The 16305-nt window shown below is 61.9% G+C and carries 11 protein-coding genes; 4 read left to right on the forward strand and 7 right to left on the reverse strand.

Features of this window, described 5'->3' with window-relative positions:
- Window position 1 precedes the first annotated feature (1 nt).
- Window positions 2-394 carry a hypothetical protein gene (locus GGR39_RS16275; RefSeq protein WP_153001021.1) on the reverse strand — a complete coding sequence of 131 codons (393 nt, stop codon included), beginning with the start codon at window positions 392-394 and terminating at the stop codon, window positions 2-4.
- A 270-nt stretch (window positions 395-664) separates the two neighbouring features.
- Between GGR39_RS16275 and GGR39_RS16280 the strand changes: the two genes are divergently transcribed.
- The gene (locus GGR39_RS16280; RefSeq protein ID WP_183618719.1) at window positions 665-1204 is read left to right on the forward strand and encodes a hypothetical protein; all 540 of its coding nucleotides are present in this window, start codon (window positions 665-667) and stop codon (window positions 1202-1204) included.
- A gap of 112 nt (window positions 1205-1316) precedes the next feature.
- Here the strand turns inward: GGR39_RS16280 and GGR39_RS16285 are convergent, their stop codons facing one another.
- The 6 genes from GGR39_RS16285 to GGR39_RS16310 all read right to left on the reverse strand — a co-directional run bounded on the left by GGR39_RS16285 (window position 1317) and on the right by GGR39_RS16310 (window position 13034).
- On the reverse strand, window positions 1317-8129 hold the full coding sequence (locus GGR39_RS16285; protein ID WP_183618721.1) for an autotransporter outer membrane beta-barrel domain-containing protein: 6813 nt from the start codon (window positions 8127-8129) through the stop codon (window positions 1317-1319).
- Between the two features lie 410 nt (window positions 8130-8539).
- Window positions 8540-8938 (reverse strand): hypothetical protein, encoded by a 399-nt coding sequence (locus GGR39_RS16290; RefSeq protein ID WP_058738022.1) that lies wholly within the window; start codon window positions 8936-8938, stop codon window positions 8540-8542.
- Complete coding sequence (locus tag GGR39_RS16295; protein ID WP_183618723.1) at window positions 8935-9618, reverse strand: ParA family protein; 684 nt, start codon at window positions 9616-9618, stop codon at window positions 8935-8937. Before GGR39_RS16295 ends, GGR39_RS16290 begins: the two co-directional genes overlap by 4 nt.
- A gap of 284 nt (window positions 9619-9902) precedes the next feature.
- Window positions 9903-10751: a helix-turn-helix domain-containing protein gene (locus GGR39_RS16300; RefSeq protein WP_183618725.1), complete on the reverse strand. Its 849-nt coding sequence runs from the start codon at window positions 10749-10751 to the stop codon at window positions 9903-9905.
- Between the two features lie 450 nt (window positions 10752-11201).
- The gene (locus GGR39_RS16305; protein WP_183618727.1) at window positions 11202-12104 is read right to left on the reverse strand and encodes a replication initiator protein A; all 903 of its coding nucleotides are present in this window, start codon (window positions 12102-12104) and stop codon (window positions 11202-11204) included.
- A 249-nt stretch (window positions 12105-12353) separates the two neighbouring features.
- Window positions 12354-13034: a recombinase family protein gene (locus tag GGR39_RS16310; protein WP_183618729.1), complete on the reverse strand. Its 681-nt coding sequence runs from the start codon at window positions 13032-13034 to the stop codon at window positions 12354-12356.
- Window positions 13035-13160: 126 nt separating this feature from the next.
- Here GGR39_RS16310 and GGR39_RS16315 point away from each other — a divergent pair, with 126 nt between their 5' ends.
- The 3 genes from GGR39_RS16315 to GGR39_RS16325 form a co-directional block, all read left to right on the forward strand.
- Window positions 13161-13448 carry a hypothetical protein gene (locus tag GGR39_RS16315; RefSeq protein WP_183618738.1) on the forward strand — a complete coding sequence of 96 codons (288 nt, stop codon included), beginning with the start codon at window positions 13161-13163 and terminating at the stop codon, window positions 13446-13448.
- Window positions 13449-13726: 278 nt separating this feature from the next.
- Window positions 13727-15436, forward strand: coding sequence for a hypothetical protein (locus GGR39_RS16320; protein ID WP_183618731.1), 1710 nt, complete (start codon window positions 13727-13729; stop codon window positions 15434-15436).
- Window positions 15437-15480: 44 nt separating this feature from the next.
- A partial coding sequence (locus tag GGR39_RS16325; RefSeq protein ID WP_183618734.1) for a hypothetical protein occupies window positions 15481-16305 on the forward strand: 825 nt, incomplete at its 3' end.

Below are 16305 nucleotides of genomic sequence, written 5' to 3' on the forward strand. Positions count from 1 at the left end.
GTCATGACTTCCGCTTGGCTGCTCGGGCAGCGGCACGCGCAGCCATCTCAGCTTCATAGCGCTCAGACTCTTCCTCCTGCTTACGCCACATCTGTTCCAACGCAGGGTGGATATTGGGCCCGTCAGTCAATTCCTGACCATTGAGAACGTAATCAATTGCTTCGTCCTCATCGGCGGTTTGGATCGTATCGTCAGGGTAGCCGGGACCATATCGGCATCCTGTCCAAGTGCCGTCGTCCTGCGGTGTCACTGTCCCCATGGGACCGGCCCGTGAAAAGACGACCTGTGCCCGGATCGGATTTTCACGGATCAGTCGCCCTGCGGCTTCAAGCTTCTCGGCAGCGCTTCTCCGGCGCTTGTTGCCTTTGGGGGTGTCGTCGGGTGTCCAAACCATCATTCGCCTCCACAGTGCTACTGGAGGCTAACCCGGCTTGTGAGCCGGGCGTTCGTAACCCTGCGCTAGGACAAGGCGCTGCCACCTTTGGGCCAGGCCTTGGACATGCGTGACAGCCGCCCGGCCGAGTAGCTCGACCGGACCTAGCGATTGTCGGGGTTACGACGCCCCACGGTCGGGATTTACCGCACCGCAGTGTCATGGTTGCAGAAGGCAGCTCTTGAGACAAGCCGATACCCGCTGTTTCATTGATGCGCAGGCGTCCCTGCTATGGATGGCCTATCCGAACAGATCACCCATCGCTCGGCGGCAAAAGGCGTTGTGACGGCGGCGGCGGTGGTGTTCAGGGGCGTCGTGGCGCATGTGGCAGCTCTGGCAGAGCGCGGCGAGATTGCGCGGGCGATTGTCGCTTGGGTCGTGGTTCAGGTGCGCGGTAGCGAGCACGACGCGCGTCATGCGCAAGGGTGCGGGTGGATCGATGCCGGCAAGGCCCGGTTGCATGAAAGCCAGCTCAGCAGGGGTCGGCAGGCGGCGGACCGCCCTGCCCTGGCCGTCACGCCAGCGGGCCTTCTGCTCGTCCCACCATACACCGTTACCCAAGTGCTGTACCGCGCTCCCGTGCGGGCGCCCGCAGTGCTCGCAACAGCCCTTGGCGCGCTGGAAGCGGATCAGCGCGGACAGTTCGCGCCAGTCGATCGGGTAGAGCCAGCGGTGTTCGCGCGCGATCGGCATGGCGATTCTATGAGTCAGGCCGGCCAGGAACGAAAGGGAAAAACGCTCCTGCCTATCGACCTGCTGGATCGCGAGTAGATCTGACGATCATAGCAACAGGATATCTTTGCTATATTCCAAGGCTATAAAATAGAATTTCGAAGGTGGTGGCCTGTCCCGACCGGAGCCGGGTACAGGCCACCTTTTCAGATCAGAACAAGATCTTCACGCCTCCGTTCAGCCCGGTCCGGCTGCCATGGGCCGAGAACTCGCTGGTGCCGTTCACGAACAGGTCGACACCCGGTGCCACGATCGCGTCGAGCCCGGCGTCCACCGTTCCGGTTATCCGTGCGCGGGGTGCACCGTAGGCGACGAGGGCCACAGCGCCACCGCCGAAGCCTGCCACGGCCACCGGTGTGCGGCCCTGCAGCTGGTAGCGCCCGCCCAGCGTGATCCAAGGCCGCAGCGGCGCTTGCGTACCGAGCTTCTCGAACTTCAGGCTCGCATCCGCAAAGCCCGCCCACTGGCGATCGCCCCGGACCGTCAGCGCGAAGGGGCTACCGCCGCCTTCCACGACACCTTCGCGGCGTGTGCGGATCCAGGTCGTGCCGAGCTGGGGGACCATGGCCAGGCCACTGGCCGCCTTGATGGGAACCGCGATCTTGGCGTCGAAGACCGCGCCGCGCAGGTGGTAGTCCGCATCGGCCGAACCTGCAGCCGGCAGTGCGCGCCGCGTCTCAGCCTTGGCGCCATCGTAGAACGCTGAGACCGAGGCGGAGACGCTGTCGTTGTCATAGCGCAAGTGGACACCGGCGATGACACCGTCGGTCTTGGTCCGGGCCGCCAGCGCCGCGATCGTCTGGTCCTCCTCCAGGTAGCCCACGAACGCACCGCCCGCCCAGTTGCCGGTTACCGCACCGATGCCGCCCAGGAAACCGTAGCCCTTGCTCTTCGCCTCGGCCGTGCCGCGACGGTTGCCGGCTTCGATCCGGCTCCACCCACCCAGTGCCTGCCCGAAGGTAAAGGCACGCGGCGTATCGTCGGCTTGCGCGAAGGTCATCGAGCGCATGGCCCGCGTCACGATCAGCCCACGCTCGACACTGGTCTGCACGGCGCTGGCGTAAGGCTCGGGCGTCAGGCGGGCGAAGGCCACCGGATCGGTCACCCCTCCCGGCGCCAGTACCGGCAGCGCCGTCAGCAGCGCGCTACTGGCGGGCTGCGCCAGCAACACCGCATTGGTGTAGGCGATGCTGGCCTGGACCTGCGGCGTGAAGCCAGGGTTGTTCAGAAACTGGCCGAGCAGCTGAATCCGCTTGGCATCCTGCACGATGATCCCGAACAGCGAAGCCGGCTTCACGACATTGGTGAAGCTGCCGTTGATGCCCCCACCGGTCACGACCAGGTCCAGCGTGCGGCCCGGAGCGATGGTGCCGGATGGGTCGAGCTGGAGCGTGGCACCTTGCGCGATCGACAGCGTGCCCGAGACGACCAGCTTGTCGGCGGCGGTGGGCGTGATCTCGAACAGCGAGAGCGATGTCGCGCCCAGCGCGATGTTGCCGTTCACCGTCATCGTGCCAGGCGACGCGCCGGGGCTGAGCGTACCGGCGACGGCCAGGTTGGCGTTCACCGTGCCGGCCGAGCCGAAGGTGGCGCCCTGCTGGACGGTGATCGTGCCGGCATTGATCGTCGACCCGGCCAGGCCCACCAAGCGACCGCCGCTGAGGCTTGCCCCGCCAAGGGAAGCGATGCCCGAGATCGTGGCGAACCCGCTGCCTTGCGCATAGCTTTCGACATTGGCGATCGAGGTGAAGGCCACAGGGGCCGCCTGCGAGCCGCTGCTCACGATGAGCTGATCGCTGCCCGCACCGCCGTCCACCGATCCGGCGAAGGCGCCGGCGATGGTCAGGCGGTCGTTACCGCCACCCAGGTTCACGTCGCCCAGCAGGCGCGCGCCGGCGGCGACCGTGATCGTATCGTCGGCATCGTCGAAGCCGAGCGCCTGCCCCGCCGTGCCGAGCGAGCCGGCGATCGTCAGGGCGTTGCCGTTCAGCGAGAACCGCTCGAACCCGGTCACCGTGTTGCCCAGAGTGTAAGGCGATCCGGTTTCGATCGAGAAGGTGTCCTGCCCTGCCCCGCCGTCGATTGGGCCCACATAGCTCGCCTCTTGCAACCGGAAGAGATCGTCACCCGCGCCCAGGTTGAGCGATGCGCGGATAGCGCCGCCCTTGGCGAGGGTCACGGTCTCGGCCTTGTCGGTCAGAGTGACCGTCTCGCCCGCCGCACCCAGCGTGCCGGTGACGGTCAGCGCGTTGCTGCCCAGCGCCAGCGTCTCGAAGCCGGTGGCGGTGCCCGAAAGCGTGACCGGGCCCAGGCCCGATAGCGTCAGCGTGTCGAGGCCCGTGCCGCCATCATAGAAGCCCGCTGCCGTAGCGCCGCCCAGAACCAGCGTATCGTTGCCGCCCCCCAGCGCCACGCGCGGCAGATCGCCGTCTGCGCGCAGGGTCTCGCTGCCCTCGCCGCCCAGAACCTCGCCGATGCTGTTGCCCTGCAAGGCCAGGTTCAGCCCCACGCCATCGAGGCGCACCTGGGCGAACGACTGGTTCAGCGCGTACGTCAAAGTGCCGCTGCCGCCGACGGTCACGTTCTCGAAGTTGCGGTTGGCGGTGGTGGCGGTGCGATCGCCGGCCAGCACGAACTGATAGGTGTCCTGCCCAGCCCCACCGTCGACGATGCCGCCCACGCTGCTGCCGGCGATATCGCGGTATGTGTCGTTGCCATCACCCAGCAGGACCGAGCCGGCGATGGTGCCGGCGTTGGCCACGGTCTGGGCCCCGCTGCCGCCGGTAATGGTCGCCGCGCCCGAAGTCTGCAGCGTGGTTCCGGCCGCTACCAGCAGGGTCGAGCCTTCCAGCTCGATCGTCGGCGCCTCGAAGCTGCCCGACCATGTGGCCGAGCCCGATCCGGTCTGCACTAGCCGCTCGAAGCCATTGACCTGGCTGCCGGCGATGGCGCCGGTTCCCGTCGCATCGACATGGAAGGTATCGAACCCCTCGCCGCCGAACACCGTGCCGCCAAGGGTGCCGGAGATGGCTTGCGTGAAGCTGTCATTGCCTGCACCCAGGCGGACGTTGCCGGTTATCGTACCGGTGTTGACGATGGTGTCATCACCCCCGCCCAGATCGACCGTCCCGGTGATCGTGCCCGAGTTGGTCAGGCGATCGTCGAAGTTGCCAAAGGTCTGAACCGCACCGGCATACGTGGTGCTGAACGATGATCCGAAAGGACTGGATTGCGTGTAGTTGATATCACCGCCACCGGTGATGACGCCGGCATTGTCGAGCGTCAGCTGGCCGCTCGCCAGCACGGCGACGGACAGCGCTCCGCTCGCCTCGATCGTGCCTGACGCCAGGTTGCTGATCGTCGTTTGCGATATCGCACCGTAGGAATCGACATCGATGCCGGTCGCCAGATCGGTGAAGCTGTACGAATATTCGGGGTAATTTGGACCATAGATATAGTAGGTGCGCGTCTCGCCCCCGGCGTTGGCGCGGATCGTCCCGGAATTGCGGATCGCGATCGTTCCCTCGCCCGCGGTCCCGAGGTAAAGCGCATCACCCGATATGCCGGTCTGCTCGATGGTGCCGCTGTTGGTCACGTCCAAGGCCAGCGGCCCCGACAAAGTCTCAGGCGAATAGTAGCTCTGGGAGAGGCCGACGGCGGCGTCGGCTTGTCCGGACGATCGGATCGTGCCGCTGTTGACGATGCTGGCGCGGGTCAGCGTATCGCCGTTGAGGTAAGCCGCGCCGGTGACCGTTCCCGAATTGTTGAAGCTCAGCGTGCCGGTAGCGTACTGCACGATGCCACGTTCGCCGTCATCAGGCGACGTGGCGGTGGCCGAACCGACATTGGCGCTGTTGGTCAGCGCGTTTGCCTGCACGATGATCGAGCGGCCGACATCGGCCTGGTTGTCGAACGAGGCAAGCCGGCTGCTGGTGTCAAACCCCGGCAAAACAGGCCCGTAAGGAGAGGTGAAGCTGTAAACCGAACCGGTGGTGGCCGCCTGATTGACGATCCGCCCATCGCCGATCACGCCGATATCGGCGGTGCGCCCGGGTGCACCGGTCAGCGTGACCACGGTGTCGGCACCGCTGGCGCCCACGACCTCGCTCTCGAACCCGGTCGGCAAGTCGCCCAGCGCCACTGTCGCCGATGCGGAGCGCGCACGCAGGACGACATCATCACCTTCGCCGCCGTCGATCGCACCGGTCACGCCAAAGCCGTTGCCGGTCTCGATCAAGAGGTCGTTGTTGCGGCCAAAGCGCAAGTCACCGTTGAGGATGCCGCCAGCGGCGGTGTAGCTCGAACCATAATAGGAATAGACGTTGCCATAGGACAGGTCGACCGAGCCGTTGATCGTGCCGGCATTGCGCACCGAACCGCCGGCTGACTGGATGGCCAGGCCACCTGCGCCTGAGATCACGCCCCCGGTCAGGTTATCGATCAGTCCCGAGGTGCCGAACGAACTCGGGCCGAGTTGCAGGGCCGGACCGTTGGTGCTGGTCAGCGTGCCGCTGTTGGTGAGAGTTCCGGACAGGAAGCGGGCCAGCGGCCCGTTGCCGGTGACGGTGCCCGAATTGACGACAGACTGCGCGCCGGAGAAGGCATCGGCATTCTCCACCGTGATGGTGCCGGTGTTGATGATCCTGCCGCCCGAGATCGCCACGCCGCGATAGGGGCTGCCGGTTACGTCACGAACGGTGATCGTACCGGCATTGGTGAAGGTATCGCCTTCGCGCAGCTGCACAACGCTGGCATAAACGTTGGGGTCGGTGCGCGTCATCGTGATGGAGCCGCGGCTGACGAGCGAGAGGGTATTGGCGGCGTAGCTGTTGCCCGCCCAGTCAAGCACATAGTCCGATACGATCGCGGCCTGGGTTGTGGCGACCAAGTTGGCGGTCAGATCGACGCTGCCGTTGCCCGCGAAGACGAGCTGCTGCGCGATATCGCCGCTGCCCCCAAGCGTCAGCGCGGCCTTGTCGTACAAGTCGTACCCGACCGACTGGAACCCGGATAGCGCGGGGATCGTAGCAGTCGTGTCGCTGCGGACGCGGAAGCGGACCGATCCGCCATTGGAAGTGACATTGCCGTTGATCCCGGCAAAGCCGCTGGTGCCCGTGCCGCTCAGTTCGGTGACCAGCGTGGTATAACGCCCCAGCGCTAGATCGCCGTTGAGGACGCCGCCATCCAGCGCGAAGAACCGCGCGGAGCCGTAGCCAAAGCTGTCCTGCAAGGTGACATTGCCGTTGATCGTGCCGGCATTCACCAGCGTCCCGGTGTACCCGACGGTTGCCGCCTGCTGGCCACCTGCAATCAGCCCGCCACTACGGTTTTCCAGCGTGCCGTATGCCAGCGTCACCGCGGTGCCTGGAGAGCGGATCGTGCCGGTGTTGATCAGGTTCGTGCCAAGATTGGCGCCGACAAGGGCACCTTCGATAGTGCCGCTGTTTTCTATGCCCCGGCCAACGTTGAAACTGGAGCTCGATGCCAGAAGCCCGGTTCCACCCGTCGAGCGGATCAGCCCCGAGTTCCTGAAGGGCAGGCCGTGAAGCGAGCCGTAGACAGCCGTCCCGGCGGCGATGATATCGCCGGAATTGTCGAACGTGTAGGACGAGGCATACACGCCACCTTCGGAAGACAGGATCTGGCCTGTGTTCACCAGATCCTGCAGCGAGGTGTTGACCGCAAATCCATTGCCGGTGGCGGTATCCTCGATCGTCCCTGCATTTACGAAGCTCAGGGTCGAGTTGAACGAACTGGCCGTGACCACCGGCCCGGCGGTCCTCAGCGTGGTGCGATTTTCAATCGTCCCGTCACCGGAGAGCCCCAGAGAGCCGGAGGTCGAAAAACCGTTACCCAGCACCACCCTCGTACCCTGCGCGGCCTCGACGCCGAAGTTCTCGAAATTGGTAATCCTGGGGGCCGCTGCCGTGACCGTGGCATCACCCGTGAACCTGGCGATGACCGTATCGGTGCCGCTGCCTCCGTCGATCGTTCCCGTCACACCGGTCCGGAACGCACCATCGACATAGCGCACGTAGAGGGTATCGAAGCTGGGGCCGAACTGCAGATTGCCATCGAGCACGCCTTGGCCTGTGTCGACGCTGCTCCCGGTGAACGACATGTTCGAGCCGGCCACGACATTGCCGGTGATCCGCCCGGCATTGATGAGCGAGATCGCATAAGGCGTGCTGATCGCGGTACCGCCATTCGACGAAATCGTACCCGATGCATCGTTGCGCAGCGTCAGGAAGCCCGTGCTCGAACTGATCGTCGTGCCCGCGCCCGTATTGGAGATGACGCCCGAGTTGGTGATACTGCCGGTGGCGACAATCGTCGGGGCACCGCCCGAAGAGGTGATCAGTCCCTGGTTGCGGACTTCGTTCGGTCGGTATCCGTTGGCTGACGCCGATGCCAGGGCGGAACCCGCTCCGCCATCGATAGTGCCGCTGTTGTCCAGCGCGTTGAAGCTGGTGGCGATCCCGCCGATCAGCCCGCCCTGCCGGTTGACGATGCCATCGAATGACGAGCCCAGGCTATCAGTGCTGATGGCCGGACCCGAAGCCGCGCTTACAGTTCCGCTGTTGTCGAGAGTGATTATCGAGCTTGCATAAGGGTTATCCGGCGTCCTCACGCCGCTGATGCCGGTGCTGCCGGTCACCAGGCCGCTGGCGCCGATCGTGATGCTGACCGAGGATCCGCCACCGTCGTAGCTATTGGCGGCCGATCCGGGCTGAACGCGGATGCCTGCGTCGGTACCGCCCGTGACGATGCCATCGACCTCGATCGCAGCCGTTCGCGTGAGATAGGAATAACCGCTGGTCGACGGCATCGCGACCGAGATCGCCGGGCCGCCGCTGCCAACGACAGTCGCGCCATTCGCCACAACGACGGTAGCGCCGGAATTCGCCACCACCAGACCATCGACATCAAGGCCACTGCAGGTCGTCGTCTGGCCGCTCTGCACGGGGTCGGGAGCGCATGCCGCGAAAGCTTGCTGGTGAACCAACAGCGCCAGCGCAGTTGCGCCGGACTTTAACAGGCCAGACTTTAAAAGGACGGCACGCGCGCGCCGTCCTTGGCTGTTTTGCCCCACCATATCGCAATTACCCCTAAATGCCCTTGGCAATTTAGGTAGAAGCACAATGAGTGGCGGTCAATGATCGCGGAATTAGAGGGGATATACAGGACGATCCACACCGCCCTGCTCTTTCTACACTCCCCTGCCGGGCCGCCTCTTTATTCGACAATGGCGTAGAATATGGAGGCCGTCGCGAGGGTAATGACCCGGCATGACTGCCGTGCTACCGCTATCTGCAAGCTACACAATAGGATATGGATATCCTCTCCATATCCTATTGTCACCCATGCAAGCGGCTACTCGCCCTGACGGTTCACCATCGCCCGAAACTCCTCCAGCGCTTCCCAATAGGAGCGGTGGCCGCGTTCGTTGGTGTATTCGATGAACCAGTCCAGCGTGTCCTTGGGGCCTTTGATGAACACGCTCACTTGCGGCTGCGTCGATCGGCGGCGGCGGCGTGTGCCTGACGCGTCGCTGGCGCTGTCCGGCGTGACATCGGACGCCGACTGCGCCGAAGCGCCACGATCGACGAAGCCCAAGGCATCACCGCGACGGATGGCAGCTTCCTCGCGCGCCGGGTCCAGCGTGACGGGCGTGCGCGAAAGACCGCTGAAATCCAGGCGATCCCCCTCCCCTGGTGCCTCATCCGCAGGCTTGTCGCCAGCGGGTTTCTTGCCGAAGCCGTAGCCGCTCATGCTCGCATCTCCTCCTGGACAGCCTGCAGGACCGATCGTGCGACCTCGTGGGCGTTCTTGCGCGCCGCCGGCACGCCCGAGGTCTTGCTCTCGTCCAGTTCCTCCAGCGTCTGCGCGAAATCGAAGATGTCGCGATAGGCGGCGCGCTCGACCAGGCCGACCGGCAGCAGCGGCAGCTCGGCGGCATCGATCGCGGCGATGATGCGCTGGGCGGTCTTGGTCTGCATCGCCGCATTGTCGCGACTGCGCACCAGGCGGAACGGGATGTTGCGCCCGAGCGCTTCGGCCTCCTCCTGGATCAGGCCGACGGCGTTGGCGGCCAGCTCGGCGTCGATTGGCGAAAGGTTGAAGGGGATCAGCACCAGGTGCGACCGGGCCAGCGCGCGCGAAGTCATGCGCGAGGCGGTGCCCTCCAGGTCGATCAGCACGAAATCGTGCGAGGCGGTGTATTGATCGATCAGGCGGACCAGTTCGGACTCCTTGGGTCCGGCGATGATCTGGAATGGCGTCTCACGATCCTGTTCCGTGCGTTTGCGGCCCCATCCAGCGATGATCGCGTTGGGATCGGCATCGATCACCGCTACCGAGGCACCGCTGCGGGCCAGTTCGCAGGCGAGCACGAAGGTAAGGGTGGTCTTGCCCGCTCCGCCCTTGGGGTTCGCCACGGATATAGCCGGCATATGTGCTCCAGATAGCAAAAGACAATCGCGTACCTAGCGCGAGGCTATCCATAGCGCAAGGACATCGCAATAGATAGGATATGGCTATTATTTAGATATCCTTTTTATTTGCAGTAACTCGCGTGCAAGCTCTTTCTGGCCCGGCGGTTTAAGCTTGGGTCGAAAGCTACCGACCATCGCGGCTTGCTCCCGCTGGGAGCACTCGCGCCGCGAAGCGGTGCGTTGGACATTGCAAGCTTATGCTTGGTTTTGAATCGGAGCGTGCCTGTTCGGTCATATTACCGTCAGGTGAAACGTGTTGGCCGATGAGGCCAACTCATCATGTCCTTCATTCCAAAGGAAATGGGAAGCGGTTCCGTATCTATTTGAGACTCGCGCTCCTGGCGATCCAGCGCCGAGCCAAGCCGGGCGAGAACCTTGCCGAGCGCACCGCCCACGGTGGCCTCAGCCCATTCCCGGCACGTCAGCTGCGCATGCATTTGCGTCATCGTCTCATCATGCTCGACAAGCCGCTGCGTCTCGTCATCGGGAAGCGGGGCAGGGCGCATCCAGCGCGGCAGGTAGGGCTGCACGGACTTGGGCAGCATCGGCCGATAGGCGTTGGAGGTCTGCTCGTAGCGTGGGCCAGCGCCTTCGGCCTCGATCCGCTTGAAACGTCGCTGGCGGATCAGAAAGCCGATGGCCTCAAGGATGGCGATTGCGCGGGCGACCGTCGCCCGGCCGAGGCCAGTCGCATCGGCCAGGTGGTCGTAGCTGGGATAGACCTTGCCGCGGTTCAGCCGCGCCAGCGTCAGGATCTCCTCGAACACCCGCACGCTGGCGCTGGTGAGCGTGATCAGCCGCCGCTCCACCGCATTGAGCACGCGGCTGCCCTGGCGTGCCTCGCGCCGAAGCTGGCGGCCGGCATCCAGGCCGCGGCGCGCCGCGCGCAGCATGCGATCGGTCTCACCCTTCGCCGGCGGCACGAAGAATATCTCCTCGAACGTGCCAGCCTCGACGCTGTCGCGCAGCACCCGGGCACCCGTGGGATGTGGAGCCCCGGACTTTTGCTTGCGCTGTCGCGGCGCACAGCTGCGGGGCAGGGCGCTCGCCAGCGCTCCGCTCAAGGCCGCCCCCAAGGTATACGTTCCCATTCGTCCCTCCGCAGGAGAGGGCCGTCACCAGGCAAAACAAATCCGTGGCGCGAAACGCGCATCCTTGAACAGGGGTTCGATCTGGGGTATGGAGGAGGGGCTGTGTGTGACCTTTTGGTTGCCCCTCGGTTCGACGTTTGGCGACGTCGCTCCAAACTCCAGATGGGATGCCCGGCCTTCGTGCCGGGCTTTCTTTTATGTGGTCACAGCCACCCTTTCATTTCGATCTCGGCCGGTATCGGCCAGCGGCCTATTGTCGCAGCTAAAATCCTACACTTAAAGCCACTTTGGTTCGTGCTTTCGCGGACCTGACGGCGAAATTGTTCGTGCTTTCGCGGACCTTCGGGCACAAAGTTCGTGCTTTCGCGGACCTGACTTCGTGCTTTCGCGGACCTTACATTTGGTGTCGCCGAATCAGTCTCAAGCTCTGATGCCGATTCGTCGGCCGACTCAGGCCTCGTTCCCAAGGTCAGTTTCGGGACCAGTTTCGAGGTCGGTTTCAGGGCTGGTCGGCGGCAGCATCGGCTTTGGCGCGATCGTCACCACGATCGCCGCGATGCTCACCCTGCCGCTCGATGTCGCCGGGTCGCTCATCGTGATGTGATAGTCGGGGATCGCATTCTGGTCGGCGATCCCTCTCATCGCGTGGCGAAAGTGCTTGAGCGAGTTCTGGTAGCCGAGTTGCAGGCGCAGATCGTCGAGTCCGATCTGCACCGGCTCATCCTTGCAGGTCGATCGCGCGACTTCGTAAAGCCGCCGCTCGACGGGGCCCAGCTGAAAGTAGAACGGCGAATAATCCAGGACACGCCGATCGCGCAGGATCGCACGGTAGAGCCAATCGCACAGGCGCACTCTCACCGCTTTGAGCCGTTTGTCGCCGCTCTTGGTCTTGGTGTATTTCAGCTGCGCTTCGGACAACCAAGAGAAAAAGCCGGCCTGGCCTTCGCCGCCCGCTTCGATGTCGGTCTTGATCTGGGTGCCCTGCAGGCGCTCCAGCGCGTCCGACAACCGGGAATAGGACCGCGCCGACCCATTGACCCCCGTCACGCGGAACAGGTCATAGGCCGTGAAGTAGAAATCCTGCGTCACGTCCTCGCCCGCGTCGAGCTTGGCCGCCATGAGGCTGGCGATATAAAGCAGGACCTCCTTGTCGTAGATCGTGGCGACCCCGCGAGGACCAGGGCCGATCTCGATCGACACCGTCTCCGTCTTGTATACCAGCGGCCGTTTCCAGGCGCTCTTGCTCAGCGCGAAGAAGGGATAGGCCATCAAGGACTGCTCGCCGCGAACCTCTGTCAGCAGTGGACTGTCCAACATGAACAGCTCCCCCTGGTTCGTGCTGCGGGCCGTCATGCCGGCATCCCGGCGGCCGACCGGGCCAAGGTCCTCGAAAGCACGAAGATGAGGTGGGGAAGGTCCGCGAAAGCACGAATGGGCGCATGCGATGGTCGATCTAACGCGGGGAGGGCGGTGTCCGAAGCGCTCTCATTCGTGCTTTCGCGGACCTTCGGAAACACGGGCCTTGTGCCTCTCACGAACAGTCCGTCTAGATACGCCTTCATGCAGGCCAGTGTAGCAGCGCCGCCAAGCGCGCTCAAACTGTTACGGTCGCTCAGGAGCCACCTTTGCCCGGTGCAGAGCGGTTATCCGCTTGACCTGCGCCACGCTGCAACCCGCCAGCTCGGCAGTACGCGCGATGCTCATGCCCGCTTCGCGCAAGGCGACGATACGGCGGTGCTGAGCGGTATCGGCCTTGCGCCCGGTGTAACGCCCGGCCCGCCGCGCCACGTCGATGCCCTGGCGCTGGCGCTCCCGCCGGGTTTCATAATCGTCGCGCGCGGTTTGCAGGGCAAGGCGCAGCAGCATGTCCTGCACCGCCTCCAGCACGATCCGCGAGATGCCATCACTGTCGGCGACCAGTTCGGACAGATCGAGAATACCCGGCACCGCAAGCCGAGCGCCCTTGGCACGGATCGTCTCGATCAACCGCTCGGCATCGGGCAGCGGCAATCGACTGATGCGGTCGATCTTTTCCGCGACCACGACTTCACCGGCCTGCAGATCCTCGATCATGCGCAGCAACTCAGGCCGATCGGGCCGCGCCCCCGATGCCTTTTCCCGATAGACCGCGGCAACATAATAACCCACGCTCCGCGCGCCCGAAACAATCCCCTCCTGCCGTGCCAGATCCTGCTCATCAGTGCTGACCCGCAGATACACGCGCGCGACCTTGACCGAAGGTGAGGGCGGGGGGGTGAGGGTGGATTTTTTAGGTATGCTCATATGGGCTAGTACTGCCGTGCTTGGCTCTCAATATCAAATACCGTTTCTATAGAGCCTAGCTCATCTGAGTAGCTTAAAATAGCCAATGCATCTCCACGGCCTTGGTAGCTCAACGCCCCGACAGAAGTGCCTTTTGCAGTCACGAAGATTCAGCAGGATACCCAAGGCAAGGACCAGGCGAACTTTGGTGACATCTGCGCGTTTGTGCCTCGAGCAATTAAGAGCATAGAGATGCAGATGCCTGATGACGTAGCCGCCGCCCTAGAGCGATTTCAGACTTTCATCGGCCGTTACTCTGGCGATGAGGTGATAGACGAGCAAAGCGGCTTCACGGTTGCCGATGGCATATTAATCGCAGGAGAGGTTGAGATGTCCGCGGCCTCTCCCGGTCCCGATGAAAATCCGATTGATTGATTCATGCGTACCTGCCCATGGGTTAGATGGAGCGCCATCTTTGGTTCTCGGCTTCTTCCCGGATGGTTATGCTAAACTGCTCACCGCGCCCTGTGGCGCATTTGCCGACTGAGCGAACAAGGTAAAATTGCTCGCAACGTCCATTTGCGTTCAACCCCGATGTTGTTACCGTAGAACCAAGAACACCCTTGCCCTAGGGCGGGTGATGCCCTGCTTCCCAAGCACGCCGTTGAGGCGCCCCGGGCAAGTGTTGGAGCTAGCAAGATCGGCGCGGTTCAATGAGGAGTGAAGGCTGTACCTTCGTCGGTGACTGGTTACGCGTCGGCATAACGGCACAACAGGTGTCTATCATCCAGCAGGGAAATATCGCCTGGATTTCGCGTCTTCTCGCGCCCGCCCTGAAAGCCTGCGATATGTCTTGGAAGGCATTGATGCCTTCCCGTCAACTAGAAGAGTTTTCAGCCCAGCTGAATAATCCCGAACTTCTGCGATCCCTGACAATGGACTCAAAAGGTACCTGGGCGGCTCAATTCGATGCAGAAGACAGCGATTGCTTTGCCCGTCTGCTAGATACCATCTCGCCTAATGATCTCGTCATTGGATTTGAAATTCCGCCGTTTATAAAACGGCAGTTATCAATTAGAGGGATGGAATATGTGTCACTACACCTTCATCCAATCCGTTTTCTAAAAGATCTTGTATTTAGCGCTTATACTAACTCATCAGCGATCGCTGCATCACTGTCTGCAACATCGTGTGATCCGAATGAGATATCGCGACAAGCATCTCGCTATTCCGCCCGTCTTGCGCGGCTTGATCCAGCACAAGGACACCTCCCTGAAGGCATTCCGCTCCTGGTGGGGCAAACATCGGCAGATTCGTCTCTTATCGCCGATGGTCGATTCATGAGGCTTCACGACTATAGAGAACAACTCGACATATTGCTCGATGGGTACGATACCATTGCCTTCTTGAAGCACCCCCTCGCCAAGTGGGAAGAAGGTCCGTTTGATTTGCTATTGGATGAGCTGGGCAAAACGATCCTGGCGATATCGGGCAATAGTTATGCTCATATCATGACGCCCAGAACGTTAGGCCCAGTCATAACGATCTCATCGTCTCTCGGCGTAGAAGCAGAGATATTTGGTCACGATACGCATTTCCTTCTTGCCGATCCTCGTGATAAATTTGCGACACTCGGATTGGATGATGACAGGCGGGTGGAACTGGATCACCGACTGTTCGAGCCCGCGCTGTGGCAACAGATTTTTGCACGTAGCGGTGAGAGCATAGCGCGTCGGACGCAGAGCTTTCACCTTGGCGCTAATTACGTGCGGGGCACCCTCCAAGACTCCTCGTTGCAGGGATTGGAAGGAGCAGAGGCCTTTCCAGCCATGGAAAAGCTGATCATTCCGGCACGTGGCACCCAAGATGCTAAAGTGGACGAATTGGCGGGCTACCTTGCCCATGCCCTGCTTGATGACCGTGATGCGGCAGCAGTCCAGGCACGGGATCATGGCATTGACCTTACGTGGGGCCCACCCCCTCTCAAGCCCGGTGGAAAATGGGAATGGAACCGTTCGCTCGCACTGCCGGAATTATTTCTAACCGGATTTCATCCTGTCGAAGAAGCCGGCGCATGGTCCAAATCACCAATGTGTTCCATTCGCATTCCCCTAGATTCCACTGAAAGCATAGAGGTCGACTGCGAAGCCGATATCTCCCTTTTTTCTGGCATCCTTGATCTTAGCCCCGCTCTCCTTGTGAAGGCCAACGGCAAGCCGGTCGCGGCCTTGCTCCAGCTTGGAGCACAAGGTGCCGGGCATAAGCTGCGATGGAAAACACAGATTTCTGGACTTCCTGAATACATTATCCAGATCGAATGCAGCCATTCGGCCCGTCCATGTGATCAGGGAATCGCTCCTGATAAGCGTGACTTAGGGTTTATGCTCCACAAACTGTCCGTTCATGGGTCGTTGGCAACGTAGGTAAGATACGCGTATGAAGGCTCCACAAGGGCCGTGGGATCAGATTGGCTGAGCCCCCGCTGCTGTGCGAGTTAACGATGACGTCCCAATCTGGTAAGAACCTTGACGCGTACTTTCTGAGTGATCTGGGGAAGACTTTTGAGGCCCGTCTGGCCAGTGAAATCAATGATTTGAAGGGCGCCTTACAAGCCAGCAAAGACACGCTGGCACACGTGCAGCAGGAACTGAGCCAGGAACGCGCCCATCGCACTGCAATGCAGAAGTCAGACGCCCAGTCACTTGCAGAGGCGACTCAACAACGTTTACTTCAAGATGTTGCCAGAATTGAAGAAAAAGCGCGACTTGCCAGTCACTTTTCGGAGCAGGCATTCTCCACTGCCACAGCTGCACGTGCGGAAGGCACGATTGAAGTCCGCTATCTTCGTGACATGCTTACCGGTGTAAGCTCGAAAACTGACGAGTTACACCTCGAGCAGGTGAGATTGCATGCTAAAGTAGGAGGGCTTGAGGAGACAGCATCAAAAACTCGCGATGCCCTTGAACATACTGCTAGGCAGTTAACCGAGACAGGTGGGGCGCTTTCTAAGAGGATTGATGCGGTAATAGAGACTATAAAACGCACCTCAGCTGAAATCTTTGATTTAAACAATACCTTTTCAGAAAAGTTTGAAACCACCGCTGATTTGGTAACACAAAATGCCGAAGGCGCTCATAGATTATATTCTGATCTTCTGCAGCGTGTTGATGACAGCTTTGATTTGGCAAAACGCAATGCCATCGAGATCGATGATCTCGATGCAGTCGTTTCTAGTCAGATTGAAGTTGCACCAAAGATGTTGGAGCGGATGAACGGCATCCGGGCAGAGATT

Origin of the sequence: Novosphingobium fluoreni, assembly GCF_014196615.1 — a bacterium.
In the GTDB taxonomy this organism is placed as follows: Bacteria; Pseudomonadota; Alphaproteobacteria; order Sphingomonadales; family Sphingomonadaceae; genus Novosphingobium; species Novosphingobium fluoreni.

Excerpts from the sequence above, each read along its gene's own strand:
- GGR39_RS16275 (WP_153001021.1), bottom strand. The coding sequence starts at position 394 with ATGGTTTGGACACCCGACGACACCCCCAAAGGCAACAAGCGCCGGAGA.
- GGR39_RS16280 (WP_183618719.1), top strand. The coding sequence starts at position 665 with ATGGATGGCCTATCCGAACAGATCACCCATCGCTCGGCGGCAAAAGGC.
- GGR39_RS16290 (WP_058738022.1), bottom strand. The coding sequence starts at position 8,938 with ATGAGCGGCTACGGCTTCGGCAAGAAACCCGCTGGCGACAAGCCTGCG.
- GGR39_RS16295 (WP_183618723.1), bottom strand. The coding sequence starts at position 9,618 with ATGCCGGCTATATCCGTGGCGAACCCCAAGGGCGGAGCGGGCAAGACC.
- GGR39_RS16300 (WP_183618725.1), bottom strand. The coding sequence starts at position 10,751 with ATGGGAACGTATACCTTGGGGGCGGCCTTGAGCGGAGCGCTGGCGAGC.
- GGR39_RS16305 (WP_183618727.1), bottom strand. The coding sequence starts at position 12,104 with ATGACGGCCCGCAGCACGAACCAGGGGGAGCTGTTCATGTTGGACAGT.
- GGR39_RS16310 (WP_183618729.1), bottom strand. The coding sequence starts at position 13,034 with ATGAGCATACCTAAAAAATCCACCCTCACCCCCCCGCCCTCACCTTCG.
- GGR39_RS16320 (WP_183618731.1), top strand. The coding sequence starts at position 13,727 with ATGAGGAGTGAAGGCTGTACCTTCGTCGGTGACTGGTTACGCGTCGGC.